We start from the raw sequence: 12,937 nt of genomic DNA, 5'->3' as shown, positions 1-12,937 counted from the left end.
GATCGAGGAATAGCACTCCCCACGCTCCAAGGGCTTGACGTTGAGCAAGAGACGGAGACCTCAGGCCTCGGCCGCCCCCACCCATTCGGCCACCTCCTGCTCGGCGGCCAGGGCCACCACCTTGCCGATGATCAACAGGGCGGGCGGTTCCACCCGCCAGCGGGCCACGTCGGCTTCCAGTTCGGCCAGGACGCCGCGCAAGACGCGCTGGGACGCCGTGGTGCCTTTTTCCACCACCGCCACCGGCGTCGCGGGGTCCAGGCCGGCGGCGATCAGCCCTTCGGCCAGGGGACCGGCGGTGCCGACCCCCATATAGACCACCAGGGTGCAGGCGGGGTCGGCCAGACTCTGCCAGTCGAGATCGAGACTTTGGTCGTCCCTCAGATGGCCGGTAACCAGCCGAACGCTGCGCGCCACCTCGCGGTGGGTCAGCGGAATGCCCGAGGCGGCGGCACAGCCGGCGGCGGCGGTGATGCCCGGCACCACCTCGGTGGCGATGCCATAGGCGGCCAGATACATGGCCTCCTCGCCGCCGCGCCCGAAAATATACGGATCGCCGCCCTTGAGCCGCACCACCCGGCGCCCCGGACGGGCCAGGCTGACCAGCAGGTCGTTGATCTGGTCCTGGGGCAGCAGGTGGCGGCCCTTCTCCTTGCCCACCGAGATCCGGGCGGTCCCCGCCGGAATGAGGTCGAGAATGCCCTCGCCCACCAGACGGTCGTAGACCACCACGTCCGCCGATTGGATCAGGCGCAGCGCCTTGACCGTCAGCAGGTCGGGATCGCCCGGCCCCGCCCCCACCAGGTGGACCAGCGGCCTCATGTCATTGGTCATGCTTCCCCCCAATCCCCCGTTGCTCACGGCGCCACCTCGACAACTCCCACCATCTCGGGATGGGGACCGCAGCGATAGGGATAGCGGCCCGGCGTATCGAAGGTCCGCTTCCAGCTTTCGCCGGGAAACAGGCGTTCGGATTCCGGACGGCCTTCCTGCTCGAAAAACACGCTGTGGCTGGTGCGCTTTTCGTCGTTGACCCATTCGACCGTGGTGCCGGGCCGAACCTTCAATGTCTGGGGAGTGAACAGATTCTTGTCCATGCTGACCCGAACCGGGTCGTCCGCCCGGACGGGCGCGGCGCACAGCATGGCGAGAACGCCGCACATGGCGGCCATTGAGGCACGACGCGTAACTCTAGCCATCGGCCGTTCCCTCCCAGGAAAAAAGGGCCGGATGCGGATATCCCCATACCGCATCCGGCCCGTTGCCCAAGCTTACATCTTGACCGCCTTGATCTCGCCCTCGGCATCCAGGCCCAGCTTCAGGTCGATGGACACGTGGTGGAAGCGGCCGCTGGTGAAGTCGTCATGCACGGCGAAGCCGACGCTGTAGGACTGTCCGGCAACCAGATTGGCCTCGCCGGGCTGGGTGGCCTTGAGGCGGCGGACCATGGTCACCACCCACTTGTCCCCCTCCTTCTTGCCGCTATAGGCCACGTCGTTGCCGGGCTTGAGCACGCGCTCGGCCAGGACATAGCCCTGCTCGGACACGCCCGAGGACTTCCAGCGGGTCAGGTCGAGGAAGGTGCCGCCGGCCAGCAGGGCATCCAGCTCGGCCTGGGGCTTCACCTTGTCCCAGTTGTCGCGCTTGGTGGTGTCGAACTGGGTGCGGCTTTCGGGCACGTATTTGGTGACATAGCCGTGCGAGGTGTCGATGCCCTTGGCGGTGCCGAGGGAGCCGGCGGCCGGCGCGGTCGGCATGTCGCGGGCGTCGGAATGGCAGGAGGTCCAGCAACCCGAGCGGGCGGCCATGTCCACCTTGCCATTGTCGATCATCATGGCGACCTTGACCTCGTTCTCGGGGTCCATCTTGCCGCCCTTGGCGAAGGGAACCTCGTTATGGGGGCCGGCCGGGAACTCGAAGCGCATGTACAGGTTGTCGGCGTCATAAGCCGCCTTGACGGACAGCGGGATGGCGGCGCGCTTGCCGGGGATCGGAGTCTTTTCCGCCTTGGCGCCGGACACCATCTTGGCGCCCATGTCGGCGGTCTCGTTGCTGTGGCACTCGAAGCAGCGGTCCCCCTTCTTGAAGGCGCGGGTGCCGCCGTGGTCGGTACCGGTCAGGATCCACTCCATGGCGGTCTGGCCGGGGTAGAACAGCACGGTCTTGGTCTCGGCCACCTTGCTCCAGTCCACGGCCTTGCCGGTAACGGGGGGCAACTGGGCACCGCCGGCGACCGGCGCGGCGGCCGGAGCCGGAGCGGCGGCGGGAGCCGACGCCGGAGCGGCGGCGGTGGCGGCGGGCTTCTTGGCGTCGGCTTCGGCCTTCTGCTTGGCGGCCTCGGCAGCCTTCTGCTCCTCCTCCTGCTCCAGCAGGTGGTGGACCGGCTTGTGGGCGATGCCCTTGTGGCAGTCGATGCAGGTGCCGCCCTCGGCCTGGGCGTTTTCGTGCTGCTTCTTGGCGCGCTGCTTCTGCACCGCCGGATTCATCTGGTCGAAGGCATGGCAGTTGCGGCATTCCCGCGAATCCGTGCTCTTCATGGTCGCCCAGACGCGCTTGGCCAGCTGGAAGCGCTTGGCGTCGAATTTCTCGGGAGTGTTGACCGAGCCCATCAGCCAGTGGAAAACCTCGCCGCTGGCCTGGATCTTGCGAACGAACTTGTGGACCCAATCCTTGGGCACGTGGCAATCGGAACACGCCGCCCGCACACCAGATCGGTTGGTGTAGTGGACGGTCTTTACGTATTCCTGATAGACGTTGTCCTTCATCTCATGGCAGTTGATACAGAAGCCAAGCGTGTTGGTGGCTTCCATCGCCGTGTTGAAGGCGCCCCAGAACATGATGCCGCCGACGAAAATCACGGCGGCGCCAAATAAAGACGCACCCAGGATTTTCATCCTCAGCAGTTTTCCGAGCAAGGATTCAGTAGCCATTGCGCTCCCCAGCGTACCCGAGTTGCCCGCCTCCAAGCCTCACCGAATACCATGGGGCATCGGCGCCCGACTTGACCTTGGGCAATGATTGATCGGGGCGCAGGGCAGTATTTTCGCGTATGCCAGCGTCCCGGACACACTTCCGGTCTGGCCCGCGCTATGCTCCTTCCCGCCGGAGCGGGTGCCCTCCGGATGGCCTGCGCGAGCCCCGGAATGTGACGGACTGTAATCACTGGCCACGGGGGCCGACGTGATTTTGATCAATTTACCTTGGCTTTGCAGGGACTGGCCGGCATCAACCTAGACTTTAGTCTATTATCATCAGCCCCGCCTCAGACCATTGGGACGGCACCCTTAACCAAGATCAAGTCGCCGCATGCAATCTAGAGAGATGATAATCGGTGCCTGGGGACGGGATCGCTGAAGACCCCGGGCAGCGGGAGGGAAGATGCAATCCGATACCCTTAGCGTGCTGAGGCGAAGCCGGCTGTTCTCGGCGGTCTCCGCTGCGGACGCGGCGGCCCTGCTGGAGGATCACCGGATTCTCGAATTGGCCGATGGCGCCGTGGTCTTCGCCGAGGACTCCCTCGCCGAATTCCTGTTTCTCGTCCTGGACGGCGAGATCGCGATCGATCCCTGCGCCACCTCGCCCCAGCTTCGCCTGTGCGCTGGCGACACGGCGGGGGAAGAGGCGGTGTTGACCGGAACGCCCCACGGGGCGACGGCCCGCGCCAGTGGGCCGGTGACGCTGCTGGCCCTGCCGGCCGGCACGCTGATGGCCTACCTGGAGACCCATTTCGAAGTGGCCATCGCCATGATCTCGGCCATGGCGGGACATCTGCGCGAGCAGGTGCGCGAGATCACCGAACTGAAGATGCAGTCCACTGCCGAACGCCTGGCCAGCTACCTGCTGGCCCTGGCGGGCGAGGCCACCGGCCGGGCGGTGGTGCGGCTGCCCTTCGAAAAGCGGCATCTGGCCGATCACTTGGGGATGGACCCGGCGACCCTGTCGCGGGCCTTCGCCAAGCTGCGGGACAAGGGTGTGGTGGCCAGCCGCACCGACAAGGTGGAAATCGCCGACGTGGCGGAGTTGAGGATCTATGGCGACTGCGCTGCGTTCACCGCCTAGCGGACCCGTGGAGATGAAGGCGTCGGGCGGCCCGGTCTCGTGCCCCTGCCGCCCCTCCTGCGAGGGTCCAACCGCCGATTGCGACCGCACCCTGTCGACGCCCCAGCGCGTCTTCAAGGGCCAGGGCAACGCCCAGGAGGTGGTGGCCGCCCTGCCGCTGTTCGACGGCATCCTGCCCGAGGTCCTGAACCGGCTGCTGGCCGATTCCGCCACCATTTCGCGGCGGCGCAGCACCTTGCTGTTCGGCGCCGGGGACGAGGCCGACTGCTTCTATATCGTGCTCGACGGGGCGGTGAAGCTGTTCGCCCTGACCCAGGACGGGCGAGAAAGCATCGTCGAGATCTTCGGCCCCGGAACCTCGTTCGCCGAAGCGGCCATGCTGTCCACCGGACGGTTCCCGCTGCACGCCGAGGTGATCGAGGACGCCACCCTGATCCGGGTGGGACGCCGCGCCTTTCTTTACACGCTGCATTCGGACCACGCCCTGGCCTATCGCATGCTGGCCGCCCTGGTGAAGTGGAACCGTCGCCTGGCGGGGGAGATCTCCGACCTCAAGGAACTGACCCCCTGGCAGCGCGTCGCCGAATTCCTGCTGGCCCAGACCCCCGCCACCGAGGGGCGGGTCGAGGTTCTGCTGCCCTTCAACAAGGAAGTGCTGGCCAGCCGGGTGGGAATCCGCCGCGAAAGCCTGTCGCGCGTGCTGGGCCGCCTGCGGGTACTGGGCGTGCATACTTCCGGCAATGCCATCCGCATCGACGACGTAAATCTGTTGCGCCGCGCCTGTTTCGAGGCCGCCAACGGCCGTGGCGCCTAAGCCTTTAGACAAGTTTCAAGACATTCCAAGACGGAATTTGACGATAGTCACATCCCGCAGGGGCGACAAGGCACACTGTGCCCGGACCTTAATGCTTTGGCCGCCGCCCAATGGGCCTTCCGGCCACGGTTTAGTTTGACGTAAGGGAGGGTTGCCGTATGTGGAAGGGAGTTCGGAACGCATTGTTGCTGACGGCGCTGCCGTTCGCGATGAGTGGGGCTGCGTTCGCCCAGGAAGCGACTTTGAGCAAGGAAGCCAAGGAAGCTAGTGCCAAGATCTATTTCGAGCGCTGCGCCGGCTGCCATGGCGTGCTGCGCAAGGGTGCCACCGGCAAGAATCTCGAGCCGGCCAACACCACCAAGCTGGGCCAAGCCCGCCTCGAGAAGATTCTGACCAATGGCACCGATGGCGGCATGGTGAACTTCGATGACATCCTGACCAAGGATGAAATCAAGAACATGGCCACCTACATCCAGATGACCCCCGACGTTCCGCCGGAATGGGGCATCAAGGAAATGACTGCCTCCTGGAAGGTCACGGTGAAGCCGGAAGACCGTCCGAAGAAGCAGATGAACAAGGTCAACCTGAAGAACGTCTTCTCGGTGACCCTGCGCGATACGGGCGAGATCGCCCTGATCGACGGCGATACCAAGAAGATCTGGACCATCATCAAGACCGGCTACGCCGTGCACATCTCGCGCCTGTCGGCGTCGGGCCGCTTCGTGTACGTCATCGGCCGCGACGGCAAGCTGGACATGATCGACCTGTGGATGGAGACCCCCGCCGTGGTGGCCACCATCAAGATCGGCATGGATGCCCGTTCGGTGGAAACCTCCAAGTTCAAGGGCTTCGAGGACAAGTACGCCGTGGCCGGCTCCTACTGGCCGCCCCAGTACGTGATCATGGACGGCGCCGACCTCAAGCCGCTCAAGATCGTCTCCACCCGCGGCATCACCGTGGATGGCGAATATCACCCCGAGCCCCGCGTGGCCTCGATCGTCGCGTCGATGATCAAGCCCGAATGGGTCATCAACATCAAGGAAACCGGCCTGATCAAGCTGGTGGATTACTCCGACATCAAGAACCTGAAGGAGACCACCATCGAGTCGGCTAAGTTCCTCCACGACGGTGGCTGGGACGCGTCCAAGCGCTACTTCCTGGTGGCCGCCAACGCCTCCAACAAGGTGGCCGTGGTCGACACCAAGGACGGCAAGCTGGCCGGTCTGGTCGACACCAAGTCCAAGCCCCATCCGGGCCGCGGCGCCAACTTCAACCATCCGAAGTTCGGTCCCGTGTGGGCCACCTCGCACCTGGGCGCCGACGTGATCACCCTGATCGGCACAGATCCGGCCAAGCATAAGGATCAGGCCTGGAAGGTCGTCGCCGAACTGAAGAACCACGGTGCGGGTTCGCTGTTCGTCAAGACCCATCCCAAGTCCAACAACCTGTGGGCCGACGCTCCGCTGTTCCCCGAAAAGGACATGGCCGAGTCCGTCACCGTCTACGACATCAAGAACCTGGACAAGGGCCCCGAGGTGATCAACATCGCCAAGCTGGCCGACCTGCCGGAAACCAAGGCGGTCAAGCGCGCGGTGCAGGCCGAGTACAACGAGAAGGGCGATGAAGTCTGGTTCTCGATCTGGGCCGGCAAGACCGATCCGTCGGCGATCGTGGTCATGGACGACAAGACCCGCAAGGTGAAGGCCGTGATCAAGGATCCGAAGCTGATCACCCCCACCGGCAAGTTCAACGTGTACAACACGCAGCACGATATCTACTAAGACTCTGATAGCTCCACCCTACGCCCCCCGGGAATCGCAAGGTTCCCGGGGTTTTTTTGTCCTTCCGCCCCGGCCCGTCCGGCGGGATCGGCATCTTCGGCGCGAAAGAATGCCGCAACGCCCCCTTGAGGCGAACGGGCGCGACACGCACGCTGCGATAACGCACTTTCTCTACTTTAACTAGTTATGCCGAATACTTGACGCCGGGCGGCAACGCAGCTTCCACCGGCCACCAAGCTTGCGCGACACGTATCAGCAAATGGCTATTTCACGCCATTCTTATACGCTTTGTGCACATCGCAGGGCCGCACCAAATGGAGAGGCGGCAGATTGAAGAGGTATTCCGGCCATCCATCCCCCCAAAAACACCCCTCACATCATGGTTGTGACAAAAATACTGCAAATGCTTTTAGGTTGTGTCTTACGTTTTAGTGACTCGTTTTACGACTTTTTCCAATTGTATTTCCCGAAGCCAGACGTACCATCTAGCATCAGGCACGTAATAACACTGATGAGGGGATGTGATATGGCGGCATCAGCACAGCGGGCGGAACGGCTTTCCGGAACTTACGTCGCGACACCGACCCATGCGTCGGCGACGGTGACCATGATTCAGGATGCCATCCCCAGCACCGATATCCTGGTCGACAGCAACAGCGCGAATCCGGTCGGGACCTTCGTGAACCCGGTCAACTCCATGGTCGAAGGCCTGGTGATCGCCGCCCAGGGCAGCGGTACCCTGTGCCATGCGGCGCGATCCACCGCCTCGCCCACCGGCTGGGCGCTCAATCCGATCACCACCTCCGCCACTCCGCTGGAAGTGGTCGGCGGCACCGCCTATGCGGGGCAGAAATACGCCGCCGTCTACGGCTTCTACTCGGACGGAGCCGCCCTGTGGTCCATCGCCCTGGGCGCCGACGGCGTCACCTGGGGCTCGCCGGTCCAGGTGGTCGCGGGCGGGGTCAGCCAGTTGGGGACCGCCTATTCCCCCGCCGGCCAGCTGGTGGTCTACGGCTGCACCGCGGCGGGCGATCTCCTGGTCGCCTACCAGACCACGCTGAACGGGGCCTTTACCACCACCTCCTGCGACGTGGGCGGCACCCTGGCCGGCAACAGCGCCTCGCTGGTGATGGTCGACGAGACCGGCTGGAACGCGGTGATCGTCCAGAACAATGTGCCCAGCCTTTACACCGGCAGCCTGGGCGACACCGGCGCCCTCAACACCGGCACCTTCCAGTCCCTGCCCTCCGGCACCCTGATCTCCGAGGTGTCGCTGGGCTTCTGGAGCAGCATCCAGCAGGACTGCATCTTCCTGATGACCTCCCAGTCCGGCCAGGTCTACACCGTGGCGCCGGGCGGGCAGCCCGCCACGGCGGTGGGCGCGTCGCTGCCCACCGGGACCTCGGTGCGTTACGCCGGCGGACATGCCACCAATGTCACGGATCTCGGCATCGTCCTCGACCTGTACATGGTGGACAGCGATCTGTGCCTGTGGGTCATGCATCAGAGCCAGACCGAGCCCTGGGACATGAACGGCAACCCGGTCTTTTCCTCTCCCGTCCCCCTGGGCGCGGGGGTGGCCGGCGTGTTCGGCGATCTCAACCCCGCCGACGGCACCAGCCTGTTCACCATCGATGACCAGGAAGGGGCGCTATGCCTGTGGCTGGCCGATGCCGGGACCGGCAACTGGGTCAGCAACCCGGTCCTGACCAGCGGCACCGAAATTTACGAGGTCACCCGCTTCAAGGTCCAGATGGCGGTCTCGGACCAGAACTATTGCCCCATGCCCAACCAGAGCCTGACCCTGGCCCTGAGTCCCGGCTCCAGCGCGGCCGACATCACCATCGGCGGCAACTCCTATTTCCTCGGCAGCCAGTCGCCGCTGACGGTGACCACCGACGGCCAGGGCAATATCGTCGCATCGATCCTCACCACCAGCAGCCTGTTCGCGCCCGGTCTGGTGCTGTCCTGCCAGGGCACCACCCTGGCCACGGTCCAGCCCGCCTCGGACATCCAGGCCTACCTGTCGGGTCAAGGGACCCTGAACCCCTATAACCCCGGCGGGGCGCTGCCGGTGTTCGACAAGGACGGCACCACCTTGTCGAAGGCCACAATCGGCAACGACAACCAGCCCCTGGCCCCCAATCTGAAGGGCAACCCCGCCTTGGCCAAGGCGGCGGCCCAGGCCATCATCGGCGGCGCCCAGGCGGGACAGGGCACCGGCACCACGGCGGGCTTCGCCGTTCAGTTCGATCCCAAGACCGGCCAGGCCACCTTCCGCCATCTGCACAGCCACGACGAGGTGCGGACGGAGCGGAGCGACCTTGCCGCCTCGCCGCTCTGCGGCAGCATCTGGAGCGATATCGGCGACTGGGCCGGCGACATCTGGCAGGGCATCAAGAACGGCGTCATCATCATCACCTCGGCGGTGGTCGACCTGGCCAAGCAGATCGCCACCCTGGTGGTGAAGATCGGCGACGAGATCTCGGCGGCGTTCGACATGGCCATCCACGGCATCGAGGAGGCGGCGCAGTTCATCGGCGGCGTGTTCCAGTGGATCGGCGCCGAAATCGAAACCGCCATTTCCTGGCTGGAGGCGCTGCTGGATTTCGGCGCCATCTGGCGCACCAAGATGGCCATCCAGTCCTGTCTGGTGAACGGCCTGGGCAGTTGCATCACCGGCCTGGGCACCATGAAAAGCGCCGCCGACGGCTGGTTCGACCAGGAGGAGGCGACGGTCAAGGCCTACTTCACCCAACTGGCCGGCACCCTCGCCAACCAGACCATGTCGAGCCAGACCGGCGGCCAATCGCCGGGCAACGCCCCCAGTTCCACTCCCCAGGCCGGCAACCTCAGCGCCGCCGGCACCACCAGCAATGTTCAGGGGAGCTGGCTGTCCGATCAGGTCAATTCCAACGGCGGCGTCAATACCCAGACCATCACGCCCGGTGACGCACTGCAGCAGGCTCTGACCGACTTCACCACCGCCTGGAACGGCGCCTGCGGCGATTTCGACACCGCCTTCCAGGATTTCTGGCAAGGCCTCAGCAGCACGCTGAGCGACCCCCAGGCCTTTGCCACCCTAGGTCTTCCCGCCTTTGTCGATGGCCTGGGCGCCCTGATCGACGGCTTTCTGGAACTGGCCAAGGGCGTGGTCGACGTGCTGTTCGACTTGGCCATCGCCGCCATCGCCGCCGTCGGAGACGCCCTGACCGCCTCCATGGGCGACGGCTTCCTGGGCGATCTCTGGGCCTGGATGGCGGGCAAGGCCGGCTATCCCGACGATGCCGATTTCAATCTGGTGGCGGTCATTTCCCTGATCATCGCCTTCCCCGGCACGGTGTTCTACAAGCTGGCCTATCCCGATAACGGCGAGCCCTTCCCGGCCGGCGACCCGCTGCCCTACGCCCCCAGCGCCCCCGGCGCCAAGGGGCCCGGGTCGGTGGGCTTCACCATTCCCACCGGCTGGATGGAATTCGTTTCCATCTGCAACATCATGGCCTACATCCCCCGGCTGGTCTCCGACATCGCCGGGCCGGACAACCCCGAGCTGATCGAATGGACCCTGTGCGGCCTGTCCTTCACGGACTTCCTGCTGCACGTCATCAACGAGGACGACCTGACCTGGGACGACCTCATCGATGAGCCCGATGCCTGGTCCTGGGTGCTGGTCAAGCTGCCCGCCGCCATCAGCCGGGGCGTCAACGCCCTGATGAAGGAGGACGATCCGGAAGGCCGCGAAGGCCCGGGCGAGGATGAGGGCACCGGCGGCTATGTCGCCATGCGCCTGATCGCCGGCTTCTGCCGCGCGGCCGAACTGGGGGCCAACATCTATTACCTGTGCAACAACAGCTGTTCGTCGGCCGAGACCGCCTACCGGATCATCGATCCCATTCCCGACATCCTGGACATGAGCAACATGCCGTCGGTGCGTGACACCACTGCGGGGGCCATCTGGGTCGGCGTCATGACGGTCATCAACATGTTCCTGAACTTCTTCGCGCCGACCCTGGAGCTGAAGATGGAACAGGAAGGCCAATAGGAACGCGGGGAGGAGACGACAATGAGCACCAATATCCAGCAAGAGACCATGAGCTTTGCCCAGATCGCGGCAACGCTCACCGCGCCGTCGACGTCCGACTACGACGCCGTCGTGTCCCTGGGACAGCAGCAGCTCGACCAGTTTCTGTTCAGCACCTATGCCGCCCAGAACCATGCCCAGGTGGCGGTGTCGGGCCTGTCCCCGGTGGTGGACGGCATCTACGACGCCTTTTCCATGCGGGTCGCGCCCCCCATGCTGCAATTCGTCAGCGATCAGGCCCAGCTCAGCTACCAGGTCTACGCCGGCTGCCTGCTTCAGATCGATGCCGCAGGCAATCCCAGCTACATGGTGGATTACGGGTCCAGCGGCTCGACCCTGATCGGCACCTATCCCCTGACCACCGCCCAGGGCGCCGACAACAGCGGCAGCGTGGTGATCGACTTCGCCCAGACCAAGAATCTGACCGGCCAGTGGACCGGCCAGCTGGCGGGCGTCGTGGCGAACTCGCAGGAGGCCCAGGAGATTTTCAGCGCCATCGGCGGCTATTTCAGCAGCAATCCGCTGATCTATACGCTGGGCTCGGTCAATACCAGCGGGACTCTGGCGGCGCTGACCCCCACCTCGTTCACCTTCTCCACCCAGAACGCCGTCAACAATCCCGGCTCCAACCTGATGCTGCTGATCACCACCGACGGCAGCGCGGGGGGCAACGCGCCCTCGGCGGACATCATTCCCTCGGGCAGTTCCGTGGGTGTGCTGGTGTCCAACCGCGTGATGTTCCAGGAGGTGTTCCCCGACCTGATGAACCAGGCCACCAAGGCCCAGAATGGCAATTTCACCTATCAGACCATCGGAGCCTCCTCCGCCTATCAGACGGTCAGCACCGCCGGCAGCCTGGACGTGGGCACCATTCAGGAGGGCAACGCCCTGCAGGGCGGCGTGTGGAGCAGTGACGCCGATTACAATCCGGTGGACCTCTACGTGCCCCTGAGCGGCATGACCATGACTCCCGGGGCCAGCGGCATGGGTTTCTCCTGGACCTCCGACTGGAACCAGCTCTGGACCTCCATCACCTATACCAACGCCTTCAACAGCGTGATCGAGAACCGCAATCTCGAGACGGTTGGCCTTCAGGTCACCTCGACGGCGCTGCTGGTCCCGACGGTGACCAGCGCCACCAACGACACCGTGGCGTTCAGCGGTTCCTTCGCCACCAACACCGAGCCGACCACCAATTTCTCCATCTGGCAGGAACTGTTCGAAGGCGATGTGAATCTGGGATCATCGATCACCGATCCCATCAACGAAGCCCTCGGCGGCTGGCTCGACAACCTGGGCCTGCCGCAGGTCAGCACCTTCCTGATCGACAACCTGCTGTTCCCGGCCTCGGGCCTTGTCGCCATCAACAATGCGGCCATTCCCTGCGACTTCTACACGGCGGGCAACATCGAAAGCCCATTGTCGCTGTCGCCCGGCATCAGCTCCCTGTCGGCTGGCCAGAGCGTGACTCTCAGCCTCAATCAGGCCGTCGCCCAGGTGGAATGGTCGATCACCCCGCCCATCGGCAGCGTCACCAACGGAGTCTACACCGCGCCGTCCCAGATTGCCGCCCCGTCGCGAGTGGTGATCCAGGCCCTGAACGCCGGCGACCTGCAGCAGGTGGCCTATGCCCTGGTCGAGTTGTCTCCGACCCTGGCGGCGCTGACCATAACCCCCGCCAACGTCACCCTGGCCGCCGGCGGCGCATCGTTCCAGCTGCAGGCCATCGATGCCGATGGCCAGGTGGATTCCAACGCCACCTTCACAGCCAGCCTGGGCGTGGCCAAGAAGAACATGGAGGGCGACTGGTTCTACACGCCCCCCGGCTCGGTGTCGGCCCCCACCCCGGTCACCATCACCGCCCAGAGCAGCGCGGGCACCGCCACCGCCACCTGGAACGTGGTGCCGGTCGACGAGGCCTTTAACGTGACCTGCCCGGTGACCTCGCTGTCGGCGGGTCAGAGTGCGGTGCTGACCGCCACCACCAGCCTGGGCATCCCCCAGGCGCTGTGGTGCATGATGCCGGAAGCCGGCTCGGTGATCGCCACCGGCCTGATGACGGCACAGTACACCGCGCCGGCCACCGTCACCTCGGCCCAGACCGTGACTCTTTGCGGCTTTGGCGGCAGTGCGACCACGGCCCTGGGCTGCGCGATGCTTTCCATCGACCTGACTCCGGGCTGAGGCATGAAGAAAGCCCCC

The 12,937-nt window shown here is 64.9% G+C and carries 8 protein-coding genes; 5 read left to right on the top strand and 3 right to left on the bottom strand.

Annotation, left to right across the window (positions count from 1 at the left end):
• Positions 1-60: 60 nt before the first annotated feature.
• The 3 genes from cobA to AMB_RS07075 form a co-directional block, all read right to left on the bottom strand.
• Positions 61-834, bottom strand: a complete 774-nt coding sequence (gene cobA, locus AMB_RS07085; RefSeq protein ID WP_043743706.1) for a uroporphyrinogen-III C-methyltransferase — start codon at positions 832-834, stop codon at positions 61-63.
• A gap of 23 nt (positions 835-857) precedes the next feature.
• Positions 858-1,199: a cupredoxin domain-containing protein gene (locus tag AMB_RS07080; RefSeq protein WP_231849015.1), complete on the bottom strand. Its 342-nt coding sequence runs from the start codon at positions 1,197-1,199 to the stop codon at positions 858-860.
• Between the two features lie 72 nt (positions 1,200-1,271).
• Positions 1,272-2,894, bottom strand: a complete 1,623-nt coding sequence (locus tag AMB_RS07075; protein WP_231849014.1) for a NapC/NirT family cytochrome c — start codon at positions 2,892-2,894, stop codon at positions 1,272-1,274.
• Between the two features lie 484 nt (positions 2,895-3,378).
• Here AMB_RS07075 and AMB_RS07070 point away from each other — a divergent pair, with 484 nt between their 5' ends.
• The 5 genes from AMB_RS07070 to AMB_RS07050 all read left to right on the top strand — a co-directional run bounded on the left by AMB_RS07070 (position 3,379) and on the right by AMB_RS07050 (position 12,919).
• Entirely contained in the window at positions 3,379-4,059 is a 681-nt protein-coding gene (locus AMB_RS07070) for a Crp/Fnr family transcriptional regulator (RefSeq protein WP_011383807.1), read from the top strand.
• Positions 4,031-4,873, top strand: coding sequence for a Crp/Fnr family transcriptional regulator (locus AMB_RS07065; RefSeq protein ID WP_231849013.1), 843 nt, complete (start codon positions 4,031-4,033; stop codon positions 4,871-4,873). Before AMB_RS07070 ends, AMB_RS07065 begins: the two co-directional genes overlap by 29 nt.
• A 158-nt stretch (positions 4,874-5,031) precedes the next feature.
• Positions 5,032-6,654, top strand: a complete 1,623-nt coding sequence (locus AMB_RS07060) for a nitrite reductase (protein WP_011383805.1) — start codon at positions 5,032-5,034, stop codon at positions 6,652-6,654.
• A 526-nt stretch (positions 6,655-7,180) separates the two neighbouring features.
• A complete protein-coding gene (locus tag AMB_RS07055; RefSeq protein ID WP_011383804.1) occupies positions 7,181-10,696 on the top strand; it encodes a hypothetical protein in 3,516 nt (1,171 codons plus the stop codon).
• Between the two features lie 21 nt (positions 10,697-10,717).
• Positions 10,718-12,919: a hypothetical protein gene (locus AMB_RS07050; RefSeq protein WP_011383803.1), complete on the top strand. Its 2,202-nt coding sequence runs from the start codon at positions 10,718-10,720 to the stop codon at positions 12,917-12,919.
• Positions 12,920-12,937 lie beyond the last annotated feature (18 nt).

The organism is Paramagnetospirillum magneticum AMB-1 (assembly GCF_000009985.1).
GTDB lineage: Bacteria > Pseudomonadota > Alphaproteobacteria > Rhodospirillales > Magnetospirillaceae > Phaeospirillum > Phaeospirillum magneticum.
Note: the sequence above shows the minus strand (reverse complement) of the source record. Positions and strands in the feature narration are given on the sequence as shown.